The organism is Micromonospora sp. WMMA1998 (genome assembly GCF_027497375.1).
Taxonomy (GTDB): domain Bacteria; phylum Actinomycetota; class Actinomycetes; order Mycobacteriales; family Micromonosporaceae; genus Micromonospora; species Micromonospora sediminicola.
In genome coordinates, this window is record NZ_CP114911.1 from 2,328,492 (window position 1) to 2,353,323 (window position 24,832).

Genomic DNA, 24,832 nt, shown 5'->3' on the forward strand with positions numbered 1-24,832 from the left:
CACTCACGCCGCTCGGGAGGCCCGCCATGGGCGAACGGACCTGGCCGCTTCTGCTCAACGCGCTGCTGCGCGGCGAGGAGCTCTCCACCGCCGACACCGCCTGGGCGATGGGCGAGATCATGGCCGGCTCGGCCACCCCGGCGCAGATCGCCGGGTTCGCCGTGGCGCTGCGCACCAAGGGTGAGACCCCGGCCGAGCTGGGTGGCCTGGTCGAGACGATGCTCACCCGGGCCGTGCCGGTACGCCTGCCCGAGGAGGTACGCGCCACCGCGCTGGACGTGGTGGGCACCGGCGGGGACCTGGCCCACACGGTCAACATCTCCACCATGGCCGCCCTGGTGGTCGCCGGGGCCGGGGTCCGGGTGGTCAAGCACGGCAACCGGGCCGCCTCCTCCTCGTGCGGCACGGCGGACGTGTTGGAGCAGCTCGGCGTGCCGCTGGACCTGGAACCGGAGCAGGTGGCGCGCTGCGTCACCGAGGCCGGCATCGGCTTCTGCTTCGCCGCCCGGTTCCACCCCGGCATGCGCCACACCGGTCCGGTCCGGCGGGAGATCGGCGTACCGACCGCGTTCAACTTCCTCGGCCCGCTGACCAACCCGGCGCGCCCGCGCGCGGGCGCGGTCGGCTGCTTCGACCGGCGGATGGCGCCGGTGATGGCGGCCGTCTTCGCCGCCCGGGGCGACTCGGCGATCGTGGTCCGCGGTGAGGACGGGCTGGACGAGTTCAGCACCGGCGCGCCGACCCGGGTCTGGGTGGCCCAGCAGGGCGCCGTCAGGGAGGCCGTGCTGGACGCGGCGGAGCTCGGGGTGCCCCGGGCCACCCTGGCCGACCTGCGGGGCGGAGACGCCGTCTACAACGCCGACGTGGTCCGGCGGCTGCTGGCCGGCGAGACCGGCCCGGTGCGGGACGCGGTGCTGGTGAACGCCGCGGTCGCGCTGTCCACCCAGGGCCCGCTCGACGGAGACCTGCACGAGGCGCTGCGGGCCAACCTGGCCCGGGCCGCCGAGTCGGTGGACTCGGGCTCCGCCGCCGCCGCGTTGGACCGCTGGCTGGAGGTCGCCCGCACCGCCTGAACGGGTGCCTGTCATACCCGCGTGCCAAACTACACGGGAGTAATTTCCCGTTTTCGGTCGATGGCTTCCCCGCCGCGACCGGCACCGGACCGAGAGGAGACGCCCGTGTCCGCCCGCGAGTTGCCCTGCGACACCTGTGTGGGCGTCGTGCTGTTCGAGGCGCCGCCCTGCGGCGACGGGCACGGCGTCGACTGCCCCGAGCTGATCTGCACCGGCTGCGGCACGGCGATCCTGATCGCCACGCACGCGTTGCGCCCGGCCCGCCGCCCGGCCCGGCGCGCCACCCACCGCCACGCTGCCTGACCCACCCCGTCGCCGCTCCCGCCCGAGGGCCGATCTTCTTCTCGTCCGCCGCTCGGACCTCGGGAGGACGAGCCACCGCCGAAAGGTCCACGCCGCCGGCCAGCGGCGACCAGCGCAACGACGTCACACCCCTCCCACCCGCCAGCCGACCGCGGCCCCCACGCCAGCACCCGGTGATCAAGGAGTTGGCGTCAGGTGACGACGCCCCCGGCGACACAAACTCCTTGACCAAACTCAGACAGGTGGGTCAGGGCAGGCAGCGGGCGGACCGACAGGCGCCCAGAGCCGGCGCCGGACGAGCGCGAGGCGGGCGCGGGAGGGGCAGGAGCGCCCGACCATCCCGCACCAGGCGCCACCGCCCGTGTCCGGCCGAGATCTCGGCGACCCGTCGTCCACAAGCCGACATCCGCCACAGAGAGCCGTCGGGGGAAGCATTCAGGCCCGCTGCCCCGGAGGGGCGGCGGGCCTGACTGGTGGTTCGGGGGTCAGTGCTCGGCGGTGCGGCGGGTGCCGGAGTAGTACTCGAAGAGCAGCCCGCAGGTGGCGAAGACTACCGCCACCATGCCCAGGCCCAGCAGCCAGAACTGCCAGAACACGAGCCCGAGGCCGGCGATCGCGGCGGCCAGGGCCAGGCCGAACGGCCAGTAGCTGCCCGGGCTGAAGAAGCCGATCTCACCGGCGCCGTCGGCGATCTCACCGTCCGCCCGGTCCTCCGGACGCAGGTCGATACGGCGGGAGACGAACCAGAAGAAGCCGCCGCACATCGAGCAGAGCAGGAACGAGAGCAGCAGCGCCACGGTGCCGACCCACTCGACCCGGCCGTTGCTGTCGGCGTACGTCCAGGCGCCGTAGAGGATGGTCGCGCCGAGGAGGAACGTGGCGATGGTCAGGAAGATCTTCCACTCGGTCTTCATGCCGAACCCCTCAGCTTCCCGCGCCGGCCGTCGCGTCGGACGGGTTGAAGTTGTCCTTGTTGCGCCGGGTGTCGAACGGCTTCGTCTCGGTGGCGTACTCGGGCTCGCCGATCGCCTTGAGCGCGTCCTGGGTCGACTGGCCGCCCTTCTTGGCCGCCAGGAACTGCTCGTACTTCTCCGGCGAGACGACCCGCAGCTCGAAGTTCATGAAGGCGTGGTAGCTGCCGCACAGCTCGGCGCAGCGGCCGACGAACGCGCCCTCCTGGTCGATGCTGGAGACCTCGAACGTGTTGCGGATGCTGCCCGGCATCACGTCGCGCTTGAACAGCAGCTCCGGCACCCAGAACGAGTGGACGACGTCGCGGCTCTGCTCTTCGAACCGGATCGACCGGCCGCTCGGCAGCACCAGCACCGGGATGACCTCGCTGGTGCCCAGCACCGAGGCGACGGTGTTGGCGTCACGGCCCTGGCCGTCGCGGTAGTTGAACTGCCAGTTCCACTTGAAGGCGACGACCTCGACGGTGACGTCCGGGTTCTTCGACTCCTTGTTCACGTCGGTCTGTACGACCGCCGTGTAGTAGAAGAGCACGGAGACCACGAGAATCGGCGCGATGGTGTAGAGGAACTCCATCGGCAGGTTGTAGCGGGTCTGCACCGGCAGCTCGTTGCCACGCTTGCGGTAGCGGATCACGCACCAGAAGATCAGGCCCCACACGAAGACGCCGACCGCGAGCGCCGCGATGCAGGACGCGATCCACAGGTCGTACATCCGGTGCGACTCGGGGGTGATGCCGCCCTGCGGCCAGCCGAAGCCGTCGAACGTCTTGCCGACGTCACAGCCGGTGAGCAGAACCAGCAGCGCCGCTCCGCCGAGACCGAGCCCGGCGATTCGACCAGCACCACGCCGCCGGCGCCCACCGGCCCCCGGGGAAGCGCTGTGCCGTACGGCCGACGGCCGTACCTCCGAACTCCTTGCGACCACCTGGTCCTGCCTCCCTAGCGCGCCGCGGCGATTCCGTGTTCTTGACACCGACGGCAAAGGCGTCACCGACGGTCGCAGATTACTCGACCATGGCGGGCGTGACCGTCTTGGGGTCACTGTCCGCCCCCATCGGGGGGATCTTGGGCGTACCCGAGCGATAGCGTGGAACGTCATGAACGCCTCCCCGGTCTACCTGGACGCCGCCAGCGCCGCTCCGCTCCACCCGGTGGCGCGGCAGGCGATGCTGGCCGCCCTGGACGACGGCTGGGCCGACCCGGCCCGGCTCTACGCGCCGGCCCGCCGGGCCCGCCAGCTCCTCGACGCCGCCCGGGAGGCCGCCGCGCAGACGCTCGGCGTCCGCGCCGACGAGCTCTCCTTCACCCCCAGCGGCACGGCGGCGGCGCACGCCGCCGTACTCGGCGGCCTGGCCGGGCGGCGGCGGGCCGGGGCGACGCTCGTGCACTCGGCGATCGAGCACTCGGCGGTGCTGCACGCCGCGCGGCGGCACACCGCCGGCGGGGGCGACGCGGTCGCCGTACCCGTGGACCGGCTGGGCCGGCTGGACCTGGACGCCTGGGCGGCGGCGGTGGCCGCCCCCGGCGTGGCCCTCGCGGCGCTGATCGGGGCAAGCCACGAGGTGGGCACCGTGCAGCCGGTGCCCGCCGCGGCCGAGCTGTGCGCCGAGGCCGGGGTGCCGCTGTACGTGGACGCGGCGCAGCTGGTCGGCCGGGCGCCGCTGCCGGCGGGCTGGTCGGTGCTGACCGCCAGCGCGCACAAGTGGGGCGGCCCGCCCGGCGTCGGGCTGCTGGTGGTGCGCAAGGGCACCCGGTGGGAGTCGCCGTACCCGGCCGACGAGCGGGAGTCGGGGCGTACGCCGGGGGTGCTGAACCTGCCGGCGGTGGTGGCCGCGGCGGCGAGCCTGCGCGCGGCGGCGGCCGACGCGGCGGCCGAGGCGGCCCGGCTGGCGCCGCTGGTGGACCGGGTCCGGACCCGGGTGGCGGCGGAGGTGCCGGACGTGGAGGTGGTCGGCGACCCGGTGGACCGGTTGCCGCACCTGGTGACGTTCTCCTGCCTGTACGTGGACGGCGAGGCGCTGCTGCACGCGCTGGACCGGCGGGGCTTCGCGGTCTCCTCCGGCTCGTCCTGCACGTCCTCGACGTTGCGGCCGTCACACGTGCTGGAGGCGATGGGGGTGCTGTCGCACGGCAACGTGCGGGTGTCGCTGCACCGGGAGACCACCGAGGCGGACGTGGAGCGGTTCCTGGCGGAGCTGCCCGGGATCGTCGCGGCCCTGCGCGCCGAGGCGGGGGTGACCGGCCTGTGAGCGAACCGGACGAGGTGCTCGACTGTCGGGGGCAGCGCTGCCCGCTGCCGGTGATCAATCTCGCTCGCCGGGTGCCCGGGTTGCCGGCCGGCGCGGTGGTCCGGGTGCTCGCCGACGACCCGGCCGCCGCGGTGGACATCCCGGCGTGGTGCCGGATGCGGGGGCACGAGTTCCTCGCCGCCCACCCGCACGCCGGTCCCGCCTACGACGTCCGGGTGTAAGGAAGGGCCCCTTCTTAACGCCTCGGGTAGAGCAGGGGGCCCCTTTTAACGCCGGCGACGGCCCGAGCTCAGCGCAGGTAGGCGAGGATGCCGGGCAGCGGGTCGACGGCCACGGCGGTGTCGACCACCAGGCGCGGGCCGATCAGCGGCTCGTACTCGGCCCGGCGCCGCAGCGTCTGTTCCCAGGTGACGTGCTCCTCGGGCGGCCGGGCCTCGACCCGGCGGCGGTGCTCCGCCTCGTCGCCGCAGTGCACCTCGATCACCCGCAGCGGCACCCCGGCCCGCTCGGCCAGGTCGTGCCAGAGGCCGCGCGCGCTGGCGACCGGGTTCACCGCGTCGACCACCACGCTGAACCCCAGGCCGAGCTGCACCTCGGCCAGCCCGGCGACCGCCCCGTAGGCGGCCATGCCGGGCACGTCGCCGGTGAGGCCGTAGCGGCCCAGTGCCCGTTCGACCGGGTCGACCGGCAGCACCGGGGCGCGCAGCGCGGCGCCGACCCGGGCGGCCAGGGTGCTCTTGCCCACGCCGGGCAGCCCGGCGAACGCGACCAGCAGCGGGCCGCCGGCACCGGCGCGGACCTCCGGGTCCACCCCGCCGCCGGCCGGGCCCGCCACGCCGGTCACAGCAGGTGCGGCCGGACGTCCTCGGCGGCCGCGTCGCCGTACGACTCGGCGAGCCGCTTCACGAACAGGTCCCGGCGGACCTCGTACTCCTGGCCGCCGAAGTTCTCCAGCACGAGCGTGGCCAGCAGGCAGCCGACCTGGGCCGCGCGCTCCAGGCCGACACCCCAGTCGAGCGCGGCGAAGAAGCCGGCCCGGAAGCCGTCGCCGACGCCGGTCGGGTCGACCGCCTGGATCTCCCGCGCGATCGGCACCCGGATGGTGCCGACCTCCCGGCCGGCGATCTCCACGCCCTGCTTGCCGAGCGTGGTGACCCGCACCTTCACCCGGTCCAGCAGCTGCTCGTCGGTGAGACCGGCCTTGCTCTGCAGCAGCGACCGCTCGTACTCGTTGGTCATCAGGTAGTCGGCGCCGTCGATCAGCCCGAGCACGTCCGCGCCGTCCATCCGGGCGAGCTGCTGCGACGGGTCGGCGACGAAGGAGTAGCCGCGGTCACGGCACTCGGCGGAGTGCCGGATCATCGCGGCCGGGTCGTTGGCGCTGACCAGCACCAGGTCCAGCCCGCCGAGCCGCTGCGCGACCGGGGACAGCTCGATGTTGCGGGCCTCGCTCATCGCGCCGGCGTAGAACGAGGCGATCTGGCACATGTCGGTGTCGGTGGTGCAGACGAAGCGGGCCGTGTGCGCCACCTCGCTGACGTGCACCGAGTCGCAGTCGACGCCGTGCCGCTCCAGCCAGGAGCGGTAGTCGGCGAAGTCCGCGCCGACGGCGCCGAGGAGCACCGGTCGCAGCCCGAGCTGGGCCATGCCGAACGCGATGTTGGCGGCGGTGCCACCGCGCCGCAGCACCAGCTCGTCGACGAGGAAGGACAGCGAGACCTTGTCGAGCTGGTCGGCGATGAGCTGGTCGGCGAAGCGGCCGGGGAAGCTCATCAGGTGGTCGGTCGCGATCGAGCCGGTCACGGCGATCTTCATGTCAACCCTCGTGGTCGGGAGCACGGCGCGGTCAGCCTACCGGTCGGTCCGGTCGCCCGGACGGCGGTCGGCCGCCGACCGGTCGCCCCCCGCACATCCGGACGTCACCGCACGGACACCCACCGGTACGACGAAACGGCGGGACCGCCCCGTCCGGGGTGGTCCCGCCGTTTCCGGTCGAGTGGGGCCCGCCGACTCAGCTGAAGGAGTCGCCGCAGGCGCAGGAGTTGCCGGCGTTCGGGTTGTCGATGGTGAAGCCCTGGGCGTCGATCCGGTCGGCGAAGTCGATGGTGGCACCGGCCAGGTAGGGGGCGCTCATCCGGTCGACGACGACCTCGACACCGCCGAAGTCGGTGACGACGTCACCGTCGAGCGACCGCTCGTCGAAGAAGAGCTGGTACCGCAGGCCGGAGCAGCCACCCGGCTGCACGGCGACCCGGAGCCGCAGGTCGTCGCGGCCCTCCTGCTCGATCAGGGCCTTGACCTTCTGCGCCGCGACGTCGGTGAGGACGACGGTGCTGGGGGCCTGCGTGGCCTCGGTCGACTCGGTCTGCGCTGGCGTGGTCACGTGGAAGTCTCCCTGCGCGGTATGAGGTCCGGACGTACTGGCCAACGCCGCACGTCCGCCAGTATTCCCGGTGGTCCGTCTCCGATCGTACGCCGCTGCCGGCGTGACCACCCGGCGGCGTGACCAGCGGAACGCGCTCAGCGGCTCCACTGGCCGGCGAGGCGGGCCCCGAGCGCCCGCAGCCCCTCGGCCGGGCGCTCCATCGCCGCGGCCACTCCCCCGTGCTCCTCGCCGCCGAAGTGCTCGACCAGGCTGTGCGCCTCGGTCACACCGGCCGCGGCGGCCTCCCGCCGGCCGGTGCTCACCCGTCCCGCCAGCACCACGCAGGGCACGCCGCGGTCACGGGCCGCCCCGGCCACGCCGGCGACCACCTTGCCGCGCAGCGACTGGTGGTCGAACGAGCCCTCGCCGGTGACCACCAGGTCGACGGCGTCCAGCGCGGTGTCCAGGTCGACCGCCCGGGTGACCAGCCCGATGCCCGACTCACACCGGCCGCCCAGGGCCAGCACCGCCGCGCCGAGTCCGCCGGCCGCGCCGCCGCCGGGCAGCGCGCCGAGCCCGGGCGGGCAGTCGGGCAGCCGCTCGACCAGCACGTCGGCCCAGCGCTCCAGCGCGGCGTCGAGCAGCAGCACGTCCGCCCGGGTGGCGCCCTTCTGCGGCCCGAAGACGCTGCTCGCGCCGTGCAGCCCGAGCAGCGGGTTGTCCACGTCGGTGGCGGCGACCAGCGCCGCTCCGCGCAGCCGGGGAGCGCCGTCGAGCCCGGCCACGGCCGCGAGCGCCGCGCCGCCGTACGGAAGGGCCCGGCCGACCCCGTCGAGCGCCGTCACACCGAGCGGGACGAGCATGCCGGCGCCCCCGTCGTTGGTGGCCGACCCGCCCAGCCCGACCACCACGGTCCGCGCGCCCGCCTCGACCGCGGCGGCGACGAGCAGGCCCAGCCCGTACGAGGTGGTGGCCTTCGGGTCGCGCTCGGCGGGCGACAGCAGGTGCAGGCCGCACGCCTGCGCGCTCTCCAGGTAGGCCACGCCGTCGTCGGTGAGCAGGATCTCACCGGCGGCCGGGCGGCCCAGCGGGTCGACCGTGGGCACCGGCAGCCGGCGTCCGCCGAGCGCCTCGGCGAGCACGGCGACGAACCCGGGCCCGCCGTCGGCGAGGGGTCGCAGCAGCAGTTCGTCGTCGGGGGCGACGCTCCGCCAGCCCTCGGCCACCGCGGCGGCGACCTCCGGGGCCGGCAGCGTGCCGGCGAACTTGTCCGGGCAGAGCAGCACGCGCATGCCGAGCAGTGTGGCAGGCCACATCGGTGGCGGCTGCGCGGCGGCCGGGCTGTGGGACCATGGGGTCGTGACTTCGACCTGGGTTGAGCCCTCCAACACCGCCACTGCGCTGCTGCTCCTCGGCCGCGGCAGCGACCCCGCCACCGAGCGTGGCGTGGAGTGTCCGGGTGACCTCCCCGCGCCGAGCGACCCCGACCTGGTGGCCCGCGCGGCGGCGGCGAAGGCCGCGCTCGGCACGAAGGTGTTCGTGCTGGGCCACCACTACCAGCGCGACGAGGTGATCCAGTTCGCCGACGTGACCGGCGACTCGTTCAAGCTGGCCCGGGAGGCCGCGGCCCGGCCCGACGCGGAGTACATCGTCTTCTGCGGTGTGCACTTCATGGCCGAGAGCGCCGACATCCTCACCTCGGACGCGCAGAAGGTGATCCTGCCCGACCTGGCCGCCGGCTGCTCGATGGCGGACATGGCGGTGCTGACGCAGGTCGAGGCCGCCTGGGACACGCTGACCGACCTGGGTGTCGCCGCCGACACGGTCCCGGTGACCTACATGAACTCCTCGGCCGACATCAAGGGTTTCGTCGGCCGCAACGGCGGCGTGGTGTGCACCTCGTCCAACGCCAAGCGCGCCCTGGACTGGGCGTTCGAGCAGGGCCGCAAGGTGCTGTTCCTGCCCGACCAGCACCTGGGCCGCAACACGGCGGTGCTGGAGATGGGCTTCTCGCTGGACGACTGCGTGCTCTACGACCCGCACAAGCCGGGCGGTGGGCTGACCCCGGAGCAGGTGCGCGACGCGAAGATGATCCTGTGGCGCGGGCACTGCTCGGTGCACGGCCGCTTCACGCTCGACAGCGTGAACGACGTGCGGGCCCGGGTGCCCGGCGTCAACGTGCTGGTGCACCCGGAGTGCCGGCACGAGGTCGTCACCGCCGCCGACCTGGTGGGCTCGACCGAGTTCATCATCTCCACGATCGAGGCGGCCCCGGCCGGCTCGGCGTGGGCGGTGGGCACGGAGCTGAACCTGGTCCGCCGGCTCGCGCTGGCCCACCCGGACAAGCAGATCATGTTCCTCGACCGGGCGGTCTGCTACTGCTCGACGATGAACCGGATCGACCTGCCGCACCTCGTCTGGGCGCTGGAGGAGCTGGTCGCGGGTCGCGTGGTCAACCAGATCACCGTCGACCCGGACACCGCCCGACACGCCCGGACGGCGCTGGACCAGATGCTCGCCCTGCCGGGGGTCTGATCACCTTCCGTCACCCCGCTGGCACGGAAACGCACCGGACACCCCGGTTCGTGCCCTCGCTGGCGATGTGACCGATTCCATTCTCGTCACGGAGGGCTATGCTGCCGGGGCGACGACACACGCGGGCCGTTTTTCGATGACCGCGATTCGGGTAGCGATGCACTTCGCAGACCCTCACCTACACGGCAGCACCCAACGCGCTGGAGGTTGCGTTGACCGACGACGTCCTGGTCGTACACGGAGGCACTCCGCTCGAAGGGCGGATCCGCGTGCGCGGCGCGAAGAACCTCGTGTCCAAGGCGATGGTCGCCGCCCTGCTCGGCGACACACCCAGCCGACTGTTCGACGTGCCGCGGATCCGCGACGTCGAGGTGGTCCGCGGGCTGCTCGGCCTGCACGGGGTGAAGGTGACCGACGGCACCGAGGACGGCGAGCTGGTCTTCGACCCGTCCAACGTCGAGAGCGCCAGCACCGACCAGATCAACGTGCACGCCGGTTCCAGCCGGATCCCGATCCTGTTCTGCGGCCCACTGCTGCACCGGCTCGGCCACGCCTTCATCCCCGACCTGGGCGGCTGCCACATCGGCCCCCGCCCGATCGACTTCCACCTCCAGGCGCTGCGCGAGTTCGGCGCCACGGTCGAGAAGACCCCCGAGGGGCTGCACCTGTCCGCGCCGAACGGGCTGCACGGCACCAAGTTCGCCCTGCCGTACCCGAGCGTGGGGGCCACCGAGCAGGTGCTGCTCACCGCCGTGATGGCCGAGGGCGTCACCGAGCTGCGCAACGCGGCGGTCGAGCCCGAGATCATCGACCTGATCTGCATCCTGCAGAAGATGGGCGCGATCATCAAGGTCCACACCGACCGGGTGATCGAGATCCAGGGCGTCAAGAAGCTGCACGGCTACACCCACCGGCCGATCCCGGACCGGATCGAGGCGGCCAGCTGGGCGGCGGCGGCGCTGGCGACCCGGGGCCACGTCGAGGTCCTCGGCGCGCAGCAGGCCGACATGATGACCTTCCTGAACATCTTCCGGTCGGTCGGCGGCGAGTACGAGGTCACCGACGCCCGGCCGCCGAAGCTCGGCGACCCGGGTCAGGAGGGTGGCATCCGGTTCTGGCACCCGGGTGGCGAGCTCAACGCGGTCGCGCTGGAGACCGACGTGCACCCCGGCTTCATGACCGACTGGCAGCAGCCGCTCGTGGTCGCGCTCACCCAGGCCCGGGGCCTGTCGATCGTCCACGAGACGGTCTACGAGCAGCGGCTCGGCTACACCGAGGCGCTGAACACGATGGGCGCCAACATCCAGGTCTACCGGGACTGCCTCGGCGGCACCCCGTGCCGCTTCGGCCGCCGCAACTTCAAGCACTCCGCGGTGATCGCCGGCCCGAGCAAGCTGCACGCGGCCGACCTGGTCATCCCGGACCTGCGGGCCGGGTTCAGCCACCTCATCGCGGCGCTGGCCGCCGAGGGCACCTCCCGGGTGTACGGCGTCGACCTGATCAACCGCGGCTACGAGGACTTCGAGGCCAAGCTGGCCGACCTCGGCGCGCACGTCGAGCGCCCCTGATCACGCTTTCTCCGTCGGCCCGGTGCACCGCGTGTGCACCGGGCCGACGCGTTTGGCTACCCTTGCCGGCGTGCCGTCGTTGTTTCGTCGCAAGTCAGCCGACCTCGTCGAGGAGTCCGTCACCCCGGTGACGACCGACGAGGAGTCCGCCGCTGTCCGCTCCCGGGGCTACACGCCCAGCAAGAAGGAGCTCGGGCAGACCACTCCGAAGCGCCCCGCCGCCGGTCGCCGTCCGGCCGCCCCGGCCCGCGCGCTGACCAAGGAGGAGGCCCGGGAGCAGCGCCGCGCGGCGCGCGCCGAGGCCGCGGCCGAGTTCCGCCGCGAGGGTGGCCCACGCGACCGGGGCCCCGAGCGGCTGCTGGCCCGCAACGTGGTCGACTCCCGGCGTACGGTCGGCACCTGGTTCTTCGGCGGCGCGCTGATCGTGCTGGTCGGCTCCAACCAGGCCATGCCGCCGCAGGTGCGACTGGTGTCGAACCTGCTCTGGGGCGCGCTGGCCCTCGGCGTGCTGATCGACTCCGTGCTGATCGCCCGGAAGATCAAGAAGCTGGTCCGCGAGCGCTTCCCGAAGAGCACCGAGAAGCTGGGGTCGCTCTACTTCTACGCGATCATGCGGTCGATCACGTTCCGCAAGATGCGCGCCCCCGCCCCCCGGGTCAACATCGGCGACAAGGTCTGACCGGCGCGCACACGCGTTAAGCGGGGCCCCTTCCTATACGCCAGGCGTTAAGAGGGGGCCCTTCCTTTCACTGCGGTAGAGCCGGGTGACGACCTCCTCGATGTCCGGCTCGACGATCGAGATGTCCCGCAGCGTGGCCAGGCCGGCGAGCCCCGCCACCACCTCCGCCACGCTCGCCGCCTCCAGCGCGAAGACCAGCCGCCGGCCGTCCGCCTCCACCCGCTGCACCGGCGCGCCCGGCAGCACCGGCGGCTGCGGCAGCGCGGCGTCCAGCTCGGCGACCACCATCCGGCGCGACCCGTACCGGCGGTGCAGCTCGGCGATCGAGCCGTCGTGCACCACCCGCCCGTGGTCGATCACCACCAGCCGCCGGCAGAGCCGTTCGATGTCGGCCAGGTCGTGCGTGGTGAGCACCAGCGTGGTGTCGCCGGCCCGGCCCAGCTCGGCCAGGAAGCCCCGGACCGCCTGCTTGCTCACCACGTCCAGCCCGATGGTGGGCTCGTCCAGGAAGAGCACCTCCGGGCCGTGCAGCAGCGCCGCGGTCAGCTCGCCGCGCATCCGTTGACCGAGGGAGAGCTGCCGGACCGGGGTGTCCAGGAACGCGTCCAGGTCGAGCAGGTCCCGGCAGCGGGCCAGCCGGGCGGCGTGCGCGGCGGCCGGCACCCGGTAGACGTGCCGAAGCAGGTCGAACGACTCCCGCAGCGGCAGGTCCCACCAGAGCTGCGAGCGCTGCCCGAACACCACCCCGATACGTAACGCCAACCGGGTCCGGTCGGCCACCGGCCGCAGCCCGCAGACCCGGGCGTGGCCCGCCGAGGGCATCAGCACCCCGGTCAGCATCTTCAGCGTGGTCGACTTCCCGGCGCCGTTCGGCCCGATGTAGCCGAGCATCTCGCCGCGCTCCACCCGCAGGTCGACCCCGTCGACAGCGGTCACCGTCCGCTTCTCCCGGCGCAACGCCCCGGCCCGGACCCGGACCGTGAACTCCTTGCGCAGCCCGTCCATCTCGATGACGTTCATGACCCCGTACTCCGGTAGTGACGGATCCCGACGCGCCAGGCCAGGGCGGCGACCGCCGCCGCGACCAGCGCGACGCCCGGCGAGGCCCACCCCACCCAGGGCGGCAGGCCGAGCGGGTCGGCGCGGCCGAGCAGCGCCAGCGCCGGGTGGTAACTGACGAAGGCGAACCCCATCCCGTACGCGAACAGCGCGCGGAACCAGCCGCCGTAGACGGTGATCGGGTACGAGGTGAAGTCGCGCCCCCCGTAGGTCACCGAGTTGGCCATCTCCCCCGAGTCGACCCAGTAGAACGACACCGTGGCGCAGGTGACGAAGACCGACGCGAAGAACACCACAGCGGCCGGCGGGGCGACCACGGCCAGCGCCACCCGGCCCGGGGTCCAGTCGATCCCCGCCGAGGCGAGCGCGTACAGCAGCACGGCCAGCCCGAACACGGCCCGGGACACCTTGCGCAGCGGCAGGTCCATCAGCAGCAGCTGGGGCAGCGCCGCGAGCGGGCGGACCAGCACGGCGTCGAACAGGCCGGTGCGGACGTACCGGGGCAGCCGCTCGATGTTGCCGACCAGCAGATCGGCGGCGGCGAAGCCGCACGACGACAGCCCGACCACGACGAGCGTCTCGCGCAGGGTGAACCCGCCCAGCTCCCGGGTCACTCCGAAGATCACCAGGACGGTGACCACGTCGAACACGGTCGCGCCCAGGTTGCCGACCAGGTCGACCACGAACGAGGTGCGGTAGGCGGCCTGCGAGCGGGCCTGCGCCCCGAGCAGCGCCCGGTACGCCCGCAGCGCGCCGCCAGCGCCAGCCTCAGCCACCCTGCACCACCAGGCGGCGCTCGGCGCGGCGCTGGACCAGCCGGCAGAGCGCCAGCAGCAGCACCGCCCAGACCAGTTGCAGCCCGACCAGGCCGAGACCGGTCGACATCGGCTCGCGCTCGACCAGTACGTCCAGCGGAACCTGCAGGATGCTGGGGAACGGGGTGGCGTACCGCAGCGTCGCCTCCAGCCAGCCGGGGAGGAAGCCCAGCGGGAAGTAGAGCCCGGCCAGCACGCCCGAGCCGAGCGTCCAGAGGATCATCGGACCACGGACGTCCTGGAGCCAGTAGGCGGTGGCGTTGACCAGGTAGCGGCAGCCGAAGCAGACCACCACGGCGAGCAGCGTGGAGAGCAGGAACAACGGCACGGTGGCCCAGCGCCGGGGCAGGTAGACGGCGAAGAAGAGCGGGCCGACCACCAGCGGCGGCACCAGCCGGGCCAGCGCGGCGAACCCGGCCCGGCCGAGGTCGACCGCGAGGTAGCTGGTCACCGGGTGCACCGGCCGCAGCAGGTCGGCGGCCACCTCGCCGGTGCGGATCCGGTCGGCCAGGTCGGTCCAGCCCCAGATGGCGATCACCGCCAGCAGACCCTGCCCGGCCCAGACGAACGTGGCGAGCTGCGCCCGGTCGTAACCGGCCACGGTGCCGGCCGCACCGGTCGCGGCGAGGAAGATGTAGCAGCGCAGGAAGCCGAACACGGTGTTGGTGACGACGCCCGCCACGGCGGCCTGGCGGTAGGTCGCGTACCGGCGGAAGCCGGCCGCCACTATCGCGCCGAATGTCCGAAACCATGGGGTAACGTGTGCGTCCGTGGGTGGTCCCACAGTGGCGGTGACCGAGCCCACGCCGTTACCCTCCTTCCGCAGCCACGACGTGCTGGACCGGGCGACTCTACCGGCACGTCCGGTGCCCAGCGCGACAATTTCCAACGAGGTGACACCGCCGTGAGCGAGCGACGCGAGCCGGCCCCGGGGCCGCGCCGCGCGAGCGGCGGGAGGGGCTGCCGATGAGTGGCTGGGGCAGCTGGCGCGAGCCGGCCGAACCGGCCTGGGCCGCCGAGCCCACCCACGAGTGGGAGCCGCAGTTCCCCGGACAGCGCTACCCCGGCGACATCGGCCTCGAGAACCTGACGCCTCCGCCCCGCCGTCGCGCCGTGGTCGGACGCGCCGAGGTACGCCCGGTCAGCCCCGCTCCGGGTGTCGAGCACCCGGTCAGCCCCGCCGGGCCCCGCCCCGACGACGCGTACCCGGTCAGCCCCGCGAGCCCGCGTGGCTCGTACCCGGTCAGCTCCGCCGGACCGCGCGAGGCCGATCCGACCAGCCCCGCCGGCCCGCGCGGCACCTACCCGGTCAGCCCCGCCGGACCGCGCGAGGCCTACCCGCTCAGCCCTGCCGGACCGCGCGGCACCTACCCGGTCAGCCCCGCCGGACCACGCGAGGCCCGTCCGTCGTACCCGGTGAGTCCGGCCGCAGCGGACGGTTCGCGCGGGTCGTACCCCGGCGGCGCGGGGCCGCGCGACCGGAACGGTCGTCCGGACGGACCGGGCCCGGACGACCGGCGGCCCTGGCCCGAGGAGCGGCACCGGCCCGGCCCGGAGCGCGCCGACCAGCGGTGGGTACGTCCCGCCGCGGCGTCGCATCGACCGGCCCCACCCGGATTCGAGCCGGGTTGGGTGCCGGAGCCGAACGAGGTCCCGCACGCCGGCCCGGGCTGGGCCGAGCGCCGTCGCCCGGTGGACGGCCGACGTGTCGCCGGGGACGGCCACGAGACCACCCCGGACGGTCGCCGCGGTCCGGCGTCCGACCCGCGTCGGGACGCCCTCCCCCACGGCCACCGGGAGGCGTCCCTCGACGGTCGACGTGAGGCCGGTCCCGGTCGGCCGGTCGACCGGCGGGACCATCCGACGGCGTCGCCGGAGCGGGACGGCCGCGACGGTTGGCGTGACCCCGGGGCCCGTCCCCCGGCCGAGCGGCGTGAGCCGGCGGGCAGCCGGTGGGACGACGCCGCGCCGCGCCGGGATGCCGCCGCGTACCCCGAGACCCACCGCCAGGCGCCCGAGAACGGGCGCCCCCGCACCGAGCCCGACCGGTACGGCCCTCCGCGCCCCGCCGCCGACCAGCGGTGGGACGGGCAGCGCCCGCCCGCCGACCGGGCCCGTTCCCACCAGGGCGAGTGGCCGGTCGTCGAGCCGCGTCCACGTGTCGAGCCCGCCGCCTACCGGCCCGACGAGCGGCACCGCCCGCCGGTGGCCCGCCCGACGCCGCCCGGATACCCGGCCCAGCCCGTCGACGGCGCACGCCCCGACGGTCGCCGCCCCGACCAGCCCGGCACCCGCCCGGACCCACGCGACCCTCGGTCCCCGCACGCCGGTCAGCCCGGCACCCGCCCGGAGCCGCGAGATTCTCGGCCGCCGGCCACCTCGGGCCGGCCCGGGTCCGGCCGACCGCAGCCGGAGCAGGACGGCAGACGGCCCGACGTCGCCGCGAGCGCCGAGTACCGGTCCGAGCAGTGGCCGGCACGGCCGGACGGACATCCGTCGATCCGTGTCCCCGACGCCCGGGGAGCGGCTCCGGTCGAGCCCGCCGCTCGCACCCGGCCCGACGACGCCCGACCCCGGCCCGCCGCGGGACGGCCGGACGGGATCACGCCGACGGCAGCACCGGTGCGCCCCGGCGAGGGGCCGACCGTGTCCGGCGCCGAGGGCGTGCCGGCACGTCCCGTACCGCCGACGCGTCCGGAGGACCCGCACCGGTCGGTGGGATCGGGACGCTACGACGAGGCCCGTCGTCCAGCCGACGCCGAGCCCGACCGGCGGGTGTCCGCCGGTCCGACGCCGGCCGCGCCCGTCCGTGACGCGTCCGGAACCGGACCCGTGCCGTCGATTCCCCGCTCCGTCGAGCCGGCCGCGCCGACGGACGCCGGCAGGTCCGCCCCGCCGACGGACGGGTCCGGCGCGCCTGTCCCGCCAGCGGCGTCGACCCGGCACGCGGATCGCCCGGACCCGCGCCCGACCGCCCGGCCGGGCCCGACCCAGGCCCCGCCGGCTCGCCCGGCACCGCCCGTCTACCCGGGCCCCTCGTCGACCCCGACCGTCGGAAGCGGCGCGCCCGTGCCCGCACCGACCGGGCCCGCCGAGGCTCACCCGCGTGACACCGCCCCGGCCCCACCCGCCGACCGCCGCCCGGAGACGGCGACCCCACCCACCCCCCGAGCGCCTGGCGGGCCGCAGCCGGGTGCGGATCAGCGGCCCGAGGAGGGCCCGGTCACCGGGGCGCGCACCGACACGACCCACAGCACGGTCGCGGGCGCCGGGTCCGACACCGCCCGCGGCACGGTCACCGGGACCGGGACCGGGACCGGAACGGCCCGAGGCCCGGTCACCGGGGCCGGATCCGATACGACCCACAGCACGGTCAGCGGGGCCGGGACCGACACGACCTCCGGCCCGGAGCGGGGACCGGCCACCGGCCCGGAGCGGGGACCGGCCACCGGCCCGGAGCGGGGACCGGCCACCGGCCCGCAGGTGGGCACGACCGACCGTCCCGGCTCCGCGACGAGGCCCGAGCCCCGCGCCGCAGCCGACCTTCGGGCCGGCGCACCGACCCGGTCGACCCCACCGACGGACAACGGTCAACCTCCGGCGGGCGCGAACGCCGACCGGGTCGACGAGCGGCCGGGCCGAACGCAGGACGGCCGAGCGGTCGAGGAGCGGCCGGACCAGGCCGGCAGCGGGCATTCCGTGGCGGGGACAGGTCCCGCACCGCAGGCCGCGGACGCCGGCGCGGAAGCCTGGTTCCGACCGAACCGACCGACGGCCCCCGAGGACCAGGAGGCGGGTACGCGACCCGCGGACCTGGACGCGACGGTTGCCGGGTCCACTCCGGCCGAGTCCAGGCCCGCGGACAGCGCCGACCGTCCCGGAGCCGACCGACCGGTCGAGGCCGACACCCACCATGCCACGGAGCCGACGGGCCTCCCGCCCTCCGGCGACCGCCACAGCGGGGCCACCCTCGCCGGCGTCGTGCGGGAGGCCGACCAGCCGGTGACCGCCGCGACGAGGCCGGCCACCCCCGCGCAGTCGGACCGCCCCATGCACCCGGCCCACCCCGGGCAACCGGCCGACCCCATGACGCCCGCCGCCTCCCTGAACCCGGCCGACCCCGGGCACCCGGACAACCTCGGCAAGCCCTCCGGCTCCCCGAACCCGGCCGACCTCGGTGACCCGGCCAGGCCCGTTGGCCCCGTGGACCCGGCCGAACCGACGAAGCCGGCCGACTTCGTACCGCCGCCCGCTCTCGCGCAGCCGGTCGCTTCCGTGGGGCCGGTCGCTTCCGTGGGGCCGGTCGACCTCGCGGAGCCGCCGTCCCCGTCCACCTCCACCGGCCGGGCCGCCCTCGCCCCCGCGGCAGAGGCACCACCGGAGATCTTGGAAGATTCCGGCCCCTATGAGGGCCTATTCCTTCCAAGATCTCGCGCGGGTGAGGAGTCGGGGGCGGAGGGGGAGCTGGTCGGCCTCCGCGGACCGGTCGAGTCGGGGGCCACCGGTGAAGCGGCCGAATCCCACGTCGACGCCCGTGATCTCGTGTCTTCCGTCGACACGGCCGGGCGCACCGGTTCGGCGAGGTCCGGCGACACCGCGAACGGGGTGGAGCAGCACCGGACCATCGCACCGGCCCACCCGGGGCAGGCCGCGACCGAGCAGGCCGCCGAGTTGCTCGCCGCGACGGCGGAGACCGCGACGGAACGGGCCGCAACGGACGGGGCCCTTGCGGAGCGGGCGATCGCCGAGGGCACCGACCCGGAACCGAGCGTCACGGACCCGCCCGTCAGCGAGGCGGGCGTCCCGCAGCCTCCGGAACCGAACGCCGCCGGGGTGGCGGCCGCCGTACCGGACTCCGCGACCACGGTCGAGGCCCCGCGGACCGACGCGTCCCGGCCCGGCGCGGAGCCGCGGCCGCCGACACCCGGGCCCGGCACGCCGAGCCCCACCGGGTACGGCGGGACGACGACCGAACCGGTCCTCGGCGACGGGCCGCGCCCCACCTCCGCACCACCCGCTCCGGCGTCGGCGCCCTCGCCGTCGCCAGCGGGCCCGGCGCCGACGCCCGCCTCGTTCGCCTCGGCCGGTGCCACCCGTTCCGGGAGCACCGACGCACCGACCACCACCACCACGAACCAGAACGCCCCGACGACACCGGCCAGCACCACCGCAGGCCAGGACACCCCGGCAACAGCGCCCGGCACCACCGCGGAGCACAGCGACACCTCGACCGACGGGACCGACGCCGGCGCGGACCGGGGCGCGACCACGGCCGAGGTCGGCGCCGTCGGGGCCTCGGCGCGTACCGAGGACGACGCGGTGACCGGCGCACACGGCGGGGAGCCGGACGGGGTCCCGGCGGAGCCGGTGCGGGGCGACGCGGCGGCGGGCGAGGGACCGACGGTCGACGCCGGTTCGGGCGGGCCGGCGGGTTCGGGTGCCCAGGAGGCGGGACCGGAGGCCGAGGCGTCCGCTCCCGAGCCGGCGCCGCCGGTGGACCCGGAGCAGGCACTGGCCGCCGTGGGGTGGCGGCTGCACCCGGGGACGCTGCGCGAGGAGGCCCCCGACCCGGACGAGCTGCGGCGGATCCGGGACGGTCTCACCGGCAAGCTCGACACCGCGTTGGACAACCGCAGCCGGGCCCGGCTGCTCAGCCTCCGGTCGGTGGCGTCCCGGGTCCTCGGGGACCTGGACGACGCGGTCGCCGACGCTCGGCTCGCCCTCACGTACGCGGAGGCCACCGGTGAGTTGCGGCGGACCGCGCTGGCCCGCGCCCGCCTCGCCGAGGTGCTGCGCTGGCGTGGGGAGCACGCGGAGGCCGACCGGCTCTTCGCCGAGGCCAACTCGCCGGAGCTGCCCGACCGGCTGCGCGCGTTGCTGCACGAGCACGCCGGACGTTGCTGCTTCGACCAGGGTCGGCTGACCGAGGCGTGCCTGCACTTCGAGCGGGCGCTGGACCTGCGGCAGGGCGAGGACGGGCCGCTCAACGCGCGTACCGTGGTCGCGCTCGACGCGGTGGCCGAGCGGGCCGCGGACGGCGGCTTCGGTCCGGCGCCGCGCACCCGGGAGGAGATCCTCGGCACGCCGCGCTGGCCGGTGCCGACGTTCGACGAGGAGCAGCAGCTCTGGGGGTACGCGGACGCCGACGGCGAGCTGGTCGTCGGCTACCGGTACGCGGAGGCCCAGCCGTTCCACGAGGGGCTGGCCTGGGTGCGTCGGCCGGAGGCGTCCCGCTGGGCGCTCATCGACAGCGCCGGCGCGGCGCTGATCGAGGCGAACAACGGCTACCGGGCGGTGGGCCCGTTCTCCGAGGGACTGTCCTGGGTGTCCATGGACGGCAAGGGCCGGTGGATGGCCGTCGACCAGATGAACATCGTGAAGATCCCACCCGGGTACGAGGAGGCCCGGCCGTTCCGCAACGGGCTGGCGGCGGTCCGGCAGAACGGCGGCTGGGGTGCGGTGGACCGGACCGGGGCGGTGGTGGTGCCGACCCGCTACCACGGTCTGGGCACGTCGCTGGCCGACGGCCGGCACCTGGACGGCTTCACCTCCGACGGGCTGGCCGTGGTCGAGCTGGCCGGCCGCCGGGGCGTGGTGGACCGGGGCGGCCGGGTGGTGGTGGCGCCCGCGTACCCGACGCTGGTGGTGCACCCGGTGGCGTTCCTGGTGACCACGGAGTCGGGGCGGTGGGGCGCGTTGGACCGGCGCGGTGAGCCGCTGATCGATCCGGTGCACCGGGCCCGCGCGGAGGTCGCCGCCGAGATCGACCGGCTGCTCACCGACGCCAGCCCGGTGCTCTGACCCGGTCTCACGCCGTCGGCGGGGGCCCCAGCAACTCGATGCCGTTGCGGGTGGCGGCGTGCCCGAGCGCGGCCGGGTCGACCGGGCCGGGGTCGGGCAGTCGGCGTTCCGGCGCCGGTACGCCGGCCTCGGCGGCGAACCGCTCGAACCCGGCGGGTGTGGTGATCTGGAGCGCGCGCAGCGGCTCGTCGGGGCCGACCACGAAGCTGTGCGCGAGCCCCACCGGCAGCAGGACGAAGTCGCCAGGGCCGGCGGTGAGGCTCTGCCCGTCGCAGTGGAACCGGGCGGTGCCGGAGAGTACGTAGAACATCTCGTCCTCGACCTGGTGGCGGTGCAGCGGCGGGGCGAAGCCGGGCGGGTTGACGAACTCGGCGACGGTGAGCCGGTCCCGGGTGTGCCGGCCACCGGCCTTCACGGTGCACAGGCTGCCGAGGAACCAGTGGGCCTCGCCGTCGTCGGGGCCGAGCAGGTAGGGACGGATGGACATGGGGCCTCCCGGCCTTTCCGATGGACCGGGCATTATTCGATAGCCAGCGGTCTTGTGAATATACGGTTAGTATCGCGACGTCATGGCTGGAGTCAAGGACGGAAAGCGCCCCTACCGCTCCCCGGTGCGCGAGGAGAACGCCCGCCGCACCCGGCAGGCGGTGGTGCGGGCCGCGACCGAGCTGTTCGTCGCACGCGGATACGCGGCGACGTCGCTGGCCGACGTGGCGGCCGAGGCCGGCGTCGCCCGGCCCACCGTGTTCGCCGCGTTCGGGTCCAAGGCCGCGCTGCTGCGACAGGTGCTCGACGAGGCGCTCGCCGGGGACGACGAGCCGGTGCCGGTGGCCCGGCGTCCGTGGTTCCAACCGGTCTGGGAGGCGCCCGACCAGGGTGGGGTGCTCGACGCGTACGCCGGGGTCTGCACACTGATCGGCCACCGCGCGGCCGGCGCGTTCGAGACCGTGCGCCGGGCCGCGGACGAGGCGCCCGAGGTGGCCGAGCTGTGGGAGACCCTGCTGCGCAACCGCCGGGCGGGTGCCCGGATGGTGGTCGACCGGTTGCTCACCCTGGACGGTCCGCTGCGGCCGGACACGGACACCGAGCGCGCCGTGGACGGCCTGTGGTTCTACAACGACCCGGCGCACTACGCGGCGCTGGTGCACCGGTGCGGGTGGACCGAGGAGAGCTTCCGCCGGTGGCTCGGCGCCCGGATGCGGGACGCGCTGCTGCCGGCGTGAGCGCCGCGCGGCACCGGCCGGCGGGCGGGACTAGGGTCGGAAGCATGGAATTCCGACACCTGGGCCGCTCCGGCCTGATGGTCAGCGAGATCTCGTACGGCAACTGGATCACCCACGGCTCGCAGGTCGAGGAGGAGGCCGCCGTCGCGTGCGTGCGGGCCGCCCTCGACAGCGGCATCACCACGTTCGACACCGCCGACGTCTACGCCGGCACCCGCGCCGAGTCGGTCCTCGGCCGCGCGCTCGCCGGCGAGCGCCGCGAGGGCCTGGAGATCTTCACCAAGGTGTACTGGCCGACCGGCCCGGGCCGCAACGACCGGGGCCTGTCCCGCAAGCACATCATGGAGTCGATCGACGGCTCGCTGCGCCGCCTGCAGACCGACCACGTCGACCTCTACCAGGCCCACCGCTACGACTACAGCACCCCGCTGGAGGAGACGATGGAGGCCTTCGCCGACGTCGTACGCTCCGGCAAGGCGCACTACATCGGCGTCTCGGAGTGGAAGGCGTCGCAGCTGCGCGAGGCCCACGCGCTCGCCCGTGAGCTGCGCATCCCGCTGATCTCCAACCAGCCGCAGTACTCGATGCTGTGGCGGGTCATCGAGACCGAGGTCGTCCCGGCCAGCGAGGAGCTGGGCATCGGCCAGATCGTCTGGTCGCCGATGGCCCAGGGCGTGCTCTCCGGCAAGTACCTGCCGGGTCAGCCGCCGCCGGCCGGCTCGCGCGCCACCGACGAGAAGTCCGGCGCGGACTTCATCGCCAAGTGGCTCACCGACGACGTGCTCACCCGGGTGCAGCGGCTCAAGCCCCTGGCCGAGCAGGCCGGGCTGACCATGCCGCAGCTCGCCGTCGCCTGGGTGCTGCAGAACCCCAACGTCGCCTCGGCGATCATCGGCGCGTCCCGGCCCGAGCAGGTGCACGACAACGTCAAGGCGGCCGGCGTGAAGCTCGACGCCGAGCTGCTCAAGGCGATCGACGAGATCGTCGAGCCGGTCACCGAGCGGGACCCGGCCCAGACCGAGAGCCCGGCCCAGCGTCCGTGACGCCCGGTCCCGGGCCGGCGGTCACCGTCGGCCCGGGACGGCGTCAGCCCTGCCAGAAGCGGATCAGGTAGAACCCGAGCTGGTACAGCTCCCGGGGCAGGCCGAGCGCCTCGCCGACGGCGAAGACCCCGCCGAAGAAGACCCGGTTGATCTGCGGGCTCCACAGCAGCGCGAAGAGCAGGATGAATCCGTACGGGGCGAACAGGTCGTACATCCGCCGGTAGGCGGGGCTGAGCCAGGGCTGGATCATGTTGCCGCCGTCCAGGCCCGGCACCGGCAGCAGGTTGAGCACGCTGGCGGTGAGCTGGAGGAACGCGAGCAGCCCGACGCCGGCCCAGAACTCCAGCGGCCCGCCCAGGTCGGGCCCCCAGGTCAGCGCCGCCACCAGCACCAGCGTGAACAGCACGTTGGTGGCCGGCCCGGCCAGGCTGACCAGGGAGTGGCGCAGCCGGCCGGGAATGGCGTGCCGGTCCACCCAGACCGCGCCACCGGGCAGGCCGATGCCGCCGAGCAGCACCACGACCACCGGCAGCACGATCGACAGCAGCGGGCTGGTGTACTTCAGCGGGTTGAGCGTCAGGTAGCCGCGGTGCGCGATGTCCCGGTCGCCGGCCCGGTAGGCGATCACGGCGTGGGCGTACTCGTGCAGGCAGAGCGACACCAGCCAGCCCGACACCACGAAGAGGAACACGTCGAACCGGACGTTGCCGTACCGGTTCCAGGTCATCACGCCACTGGCCACGAAGAGCGCGACCAGCGCCAGGAAGATCGGGCTGGGTCGGAACGCCGCCCGGGGGACCCCGAGCACCAGCGGGTCGCCCGGGCGGTCGTAGCCGGTCATTCGGCCGGGGGCTGCAGGCTCATCCGGTATTCCACCCGGTCGTCCTCGACCAGTGAGACGGTGGTGACGCCGGACGTCGCGAGCTCCCGCCAGGTCTGGCCGATCCAGGACTCGGCATCGGCCTGATTCGGGAACGACTCAGCCGGCCCGTCGACCGCTTCGCCGTTCGTGCCCTCGTACCGCCAGCTCCACGCCATGCCGCGTCTCCCCTCGCCGCCGTCGCCCCGTGGGACGCCAAACCCCCGCAAGCCTAGTCGGCCCGCCGCGCGACGGCCCGCCGCCACATGGATCATGCCGGTCGCCGGCCGGTACGGTGTCGCGGTGCTGACTTCGGGAGTGGTGCTCAGCGAGCGGTACCGGCTGGACGAACGCATCGCCACCGGCGGCATGGGCGCCGTGTGGAGGTGCACCGACACGCTCCTGGACCGGGCCGTCGCGGTGAAGGTGCTGCTGCCGTCGCTGGTCGCGGACCCGGAGTTCACCACCCGGTTCCACGCCGAGGCCCGGATGCTGGCCGCGCTGCGCCACCCCGGCATCGTGCAGGTGCACGACTTCGGCTCGGCCGTGCTCGCCGACGGCAGCCAGGTCAGCTATCTGGTGATGGAGTACGTCGACGGCCAGCCGCTGTCGAGCTGGGTGCGGCAGGCCGGCCGGCTCGACCCGGCGTCCACCATGTCGGTGGTGGGGCAGGCCGCGCAGGCGCTGCACGCCGCCCACCTCGCCGGCATCGTGCACCGGGACGTGAAGCCGGGCAACCTGCTGGTGAAGCGGGACGGCACGGTGGTGCTCGTCGACTTCGGCATCGCCCGGGCCAGCACCATGGCCGGCATCACCGCCGCCCACATGGTGCTCGGCACCGCCTCGTACATGTCCCCGGAGCAGGCCGCCGGCCAGCCCGTCTCGCCGGTCACCGACGTGTACGCGCTCGGCGCGGTGGCGTACTTCTGCCTGGCCGGCCGCCCGCCCTTCGACGGCGACAACCCGCTGCGGGTGGCGATGCGGCACGTGCAGGACGAGCCGCCACCGCTGCCGCCGACCACGCCCCCAGCCGTGGTCGAGGTGGTCCGACGTGCGCTGGCGAAGAGCCCGCGCGACCGCTTCCCGACCGGGCTGGCCCTGGCCGAGGACGCGCGGGACGCCCGCGACGCCACGCTGGCCGTCGTACCGGCCCCGCCGCGCCCGCCGTGGGCGGTGAGCGGCCCCGCCGAACCGGGCCGGGTGTCCGCGCCGGCCGATCTCGCGAGCCCGGCGTCCGCGCCGACCGGCCCCCCGAGCCGGGGTACGGGCGCCGCGTCCCCGTCGTCCGG

At 74.7% G+C, this 24,832-nt stretch carries 22 protein-coding genes and 1 pseudogene; 11 read left to right on the forward strand and 12 right to left on the reverse strand.

The features are described from left to right. The first annotated feature begins 26 nt into the window (after positions 1 to 26). Both trpD and O7600_RS10110 read left to right on the forward strand, forming a co-directional pair. Entirely contained in the window at positions 27 to 1,073 is a 1,047-nt protein-coding gene (trpD, locus tag O7600_RS10105; protein WP_281593362.1) for an anthranilate phosphoribosyltransferase, read from the forward strand. 105 nt (positions 1,074 to 1,178) lie between these two features. After that, positions 1,179 to 1,376, forward strand: a complete 198-nt coding sequence (locus O7600_RS10110; protein WP_281593363.1) for a hypothetical protein — start codon at positions 1,179 to 1,181, stop codon at positions 1,374 to 1,376. A 485-nt stretch (positions 1,377 to 1,861) separates the two neighbouring features. On the opposite strand, the gene O7600_RS10115 is transcribed toward O7600_RS10110, so the two are convergent. Beyond that, positions 1,862 to 2,290, reverse strand: coding sequence for a cytochrome c oxidase subunit 4 (locus O7600_RS10115; protein ID WP_281593364.1), 429 nt, complete (start codon positions 2,288 to 2,290; stop codon positions 1,862 to 1,864). 10 nt (positions 2,291 to 2,300) lie between these two features. Further along, a complete protein-coding gene (gene coxB, locus O7600_RS10120; RefSeq protein ID WP_281593365.1) occupies positions 2,301 to 3,272 on the reverse strand; it encodes a cytochrome c oxidase subunit II in 972 nt (323 codons plus the stop codon). A gap of 172 nt (positions 3,273 to 3,444) precedes the next feature. On the opposite strand from coxB, the gene O7600_RS10125 reads away from it, so the two are divergent. Beyond that, a complete protein-coding gene (locus tag O7600_RS10125) occupies positions 3,445 to 4,596 on the forward strand; it encodes an aminotransferase class V-fold PLP-dependent enzyme (RefSeq protein ID WP_281593366.1) in 1,152 nt (383 codons plus the stop codon). Next, the gene (locus tag O7600_RS10130) at positions 4,593 to 4,817 is read left to right on the forward strand and encodes a sulfurtransferase TusA family protein (protein WP_091573197.1); all 225 of its coding nucleotides are present in this window, start codon (positions 4,593 to 4,595) and stop codon (positions 4,815 to 4,817) included. The genes O7600_RS10125 and O7600_RS10130 overlap by 4 nt, the downstream gene beginning before the upstream one ends. Before the next feature lie 68 nt (positions 4,818 to 4,885). On the opposite strand, the gene O7600_RS10135 is transcribed toward O7600_RS10130, so the two are convergent. The 4 genes from O7600_RS10135 to O7600_RS10150 form a co-directional block, all read right to left on the reverse strand. Further along, positions 4,886 to 5,440: an ATP-binding protein gene (locus O7600_RS10135; protein ID WP_348651369.1), complete on the reverse strand. Its 555-nt coding sequence runs from the start codon at positions 5,438 to 5,440 to the stop codon at positions 4,886 to 4,888. Beyond that, positions 5,437 to 6,411: a carbohydrate kinase family protein gene (locus O7600_RS10140; protein WP_091573195.1), complete on the reverse strand. Its 975-nt coding sequence runs from the start codon at positions 6,409 to 6,411 to the stop codon at positions 5,437 to 5,439. Before O7600_RS10140 ends, O7600_RS10135 begins: the two co-directional genes overlap by 4 nt. Before the next feature lie 196 nt (positions 6,412 to 6,607). Next, entirely contained in the window at positions 6,608 to 6,979 is a 372-nt protein-coding gene (gene erpA, locus O7600_RS10145; protein WP_091573194.1) for an iron-sulfur cluster insertion protein ErpA, read from the reverse strand. A 137-nt stretch (positions 6,980 to 7,116) separates the two neighbouring features. After that, positions 7,117 to 8,277, reverse strand: a complete 1,161-nt coding sequence (locus O7600_RS10150) for a glycerate kinase (protein ID WP_281593368.1) — start codon at positions 8,275 to 8,277, stop codon at positions 7,117 to 7,119. Positions 8,278 to 8,320: 43 nt separating this feature from the next. Between O7600_RS10150 and nadA the strand changes: the two genes are divergently transcribed. The 3 genes from nadA (at position 8,321) to O7600_RS10165 (ending at position 11,743) form a co-directional block, all read left to right on the forward strand. Beyond that, a complete protein-coding gene (gene nadA, locus O7600_RS10155; protein ID WP_091577160.1) occupies positions 8,321 to 9,496 on the forward strand; it encodes a quinolinate synthase NadA in 1,176 nt (391 codons plus the stop codon). A gap of 212 nt (positions 9,497 to 9,708) precedes the next feature. Continuing rightward, positions 9,709 to 11,064, forward strand: coding sequence for a UDP-N-acetylglucosamine 1-carboxyvinyltransferase (gene murA / locus O7600_RS10160; RefSeq protein WP_091573192.1), 1,356 nt, complete (start codon positions 9,709 to 9,711; stop codon positions 11,062 to 11,064). Between the two features lie 70 nt (positions 11,065 to 11,134). After that, on the forward strand, positions 11,135 to 11,743 hold the full coding sequence (locus O7600_RS10165; protein WP_281593369.1) for a DUF3043 domain-containing protein: 609 nt from the start codon (positions 11,135 to 11,137) through the stop codon (positions 11,741 to 11,743). A gap of 33 nt (positions 11,744 to 11,776) precedes the next feature. Here O7600_RS10165 and O7600_RS10170 read toward each other — a convergent pair whose 3' ends face one another. Genes O7600_RS10170 through O7600_RS10180 form a run of 3 tightly spaced genes read right to left on the reverse strand, consistent with a single transcriptional unit; the run spans position 11,777 to position 14,422 of the window. Further along, positions 11,777 to 12,763, reverse strand: coding sequence for an ATP-binding cassette domain-containing protein (locus O7600_RS10170; protein WP_281593370.1), 987 nt, complete (start codon positions 12,761 to 12,763; stop codon positions 11,777 to 11,779). Continuing rightward, entirely contained in the window at positions 12,760 to 13,578 is an 819-nt protein-coding gene (locus tag O7600_RS10175; RefSeq protein WP_281593371.1) for an ABC-2 family transporter protein, read from the reverse strand. The genes O7600_RS10170 and O7600_RS10175 overlap by 4 nt, the downstream gene beginning before the upstream one ends. After that, positions 13,571 to 14,422: an ABC-2 family transporter protein gene (locus O7600_RS10180; protein ID WP_348651370.1), complete on the reverse strand. Its 852-nt coding sequence runs from the start codon at positions 14,420 to 14,422 to the stop codon at positions 13,571 to 13,573. Before O7600_RS10180 ends, O7600_RS10175 begins: the two co-directional genes overlap by 8 nt. 3,737 nt (positions 14,423 to 18,159) lie before the next feature. On the opposite strand from O7600_RS10180, the gene O7600_RS10185 reads away from it, so the two are divergent. After that, positions 18,160 to 20,418 carry a WG repeat-containing protein gene (locus O7600_RS10185; RefSeq protein ID WP_281593373.1) on the forward strand — a complete coding sequence of 753 codons (2,259 nt, stop codon included), beginning with the start codon at positions 18,160 to 18,162 and terminating at the stop codon, positions 20,416 to 20,418. A 7-nt stretch (positions 20,419 to 20,425) separates the two neighbouring features. Here the strand turns inward: O7600_RS10185 and O7600_RS10190 are convergent, their stop codons facing one another. Continuing rightward, positions 20,426 to 20,905 (reverse strand): cupin domain-containing protein, encoded by a 480-nt coding sequence (locus O7600_RS10190; protein WP_281593374.1) that lies wholly within the window; start codon positions 20,903 to 20,905, stop codon positions 20,426 to 20,428. Positions 20,906 to 20,987: 82 nt separating this feature from the next. Here O7600_RS10190 and O7600_RS10195 point away from each other — a divergent pair, with 82 nt between their 5' ends. Together O7600_RS10195 and O7600_RS10200 are read left to right on the forward strand one after the other, a co-directional pair. After that, positions 20,988 to 21,641: a helix-turn-helix domain-containing protein gene (locus O7600_RS10195; RefSeq protein WP_174529815.1), complete on the forward strand. Its 654-nt coding sequence runs from the start codon at positions 20,988 to 20,990 to the stop codon at positions 21,639 to 21,641. Positions 21,642 to 21,685: 44 nt separating this feature from the next. After that, positions 21,686 to 22,684, forward strand: a complete 999-nt coding sequence (locus tag O7600_RS10200) for an aldo/keto reductase family protein (RefSeq protein ID WP_281593375.1) — start codon at positions 21,686 to 21,688, stop codon at positions 22,682 to 22,684. Between the two features lie 43 nt (positions 22,685 to 22,727). Here the strand turns inward: O7600_RS10200 and O7600_RS10205 are convergent, their stop codons facing one another. Together O7600_RS10205 and O7600_RS10210 are read right to left on the reverse strand one after the other, a co-directional pair. Beyond that, complete coding sequence (locus tag O7600_RS10205; RefSeq protein WP_281593376.1) at positions 22,728 to 23,525, reverse strand: site-2 protease family protein; 798 nt, start codon at positions 23,523 to 23,525, stop codon at positions 22,728 to 22,730. Next, a complete protein-coding gene (locus O7600_RS10210) occupies positions 23,522 to 23,722 on the reverse strand; it encodes a hypothetical protein (protein WP_091573186.1) in 201 nt (66 codons plus the stop codon). The genes O7600_RS10205 and O7600_RS10210 overlap by 4 nt, the downstream gene beginning before the upstream one ends. A 124-nt stretch (positions 23,723 to 23,846) precedes the next feature. Here O7600_RS10210 and O7600_RS30110 point away from each other — a divergent pair. Beyond that, a pseudogene (locus tag O7600_RS30110) lies at positions 23,847 to 24,665 on the forward strand (serine/threonine-protein kinase); the annotation flags it as partial. Positions 24,666 to 24,832 lie beyond the last annotated feature (167 nt).

Coding starts and splice junctions, on each gene's coding strand:
- O7600_RS10170 (WP_281593370.1), bottom strand. CDS start 12,763: ATGAACGTCATCGAGATGGACGGGCTGCGCAAGGAGTTCACGGTCCGG.
- O7600_RS10210 (WP_091573186.1), bottom strand. CDS start 23,722: ATGGCGTGGAGCTGGCGGTACGAGGGCACGAACGGCGAAGCGGTCGAC.
- O7600_RS10150 (WP_281593368.1), bottom strand. CDS start 8,277: ATGTGGCCTGCCACACTGCTCGGCATGCGCGTGCTGCTCTGCCCGGAC.
- O7600_RS10205 (WP_281593376.1), bottom strand. CDS start 23,525: ATGACCGGCTACGACCGCCCGGGCGACCCGCTGGTGCTCGGGGTCCCC.
- O7600_RS10200 (WP_281593375.1), top strand. CDS start 21,686: ATGGAATTCCGACACCTGGGCCGCTCCGGCCTGATGGTCAGCGAGATC.
- O7600_RS10125 (WP_281593366.1), top strand. CDS start 3,445: ATGAACGCCTCCCCGGTCTACCTGGACGCCGCCAGCGCCGCTCCGCTC.
- O7600_RS10140 (WP_091573195.1), bottom strand. CDS start 6,411: ATGAAGATCGCCGTGACCGGCTCGATCGCGACCGACCACCTGATGAGC.
- O7600_RS10190 (WP_281593374.1), bottom strand. CDS start 20,905: ATGTCCATCCGTCCCTACCTGCTCGGCCCCGACGACGGCGAGGCCCAC.
- trpD (WP_281593362.1), top strand. CDS start 27: ATGGGCGAACGGACCTGGCCGCTTCTGCTCAACGCGCTGCTGCGCGGC.
- O7600_RS10195 (WP_174529815.1), top strand. CDS start 20,988: ATGGCTGGAGTCAAGGACGGAAAGCGCCCCTACCGCTCCCCGGTGCGC.
- O7600_RS10115 (WP_281593364.1), bottom strand. CDS start 2,290: ATGAAGACCGAGTGGAAGATCTTCCTGACCATCGCCACGTTCCTCCTC.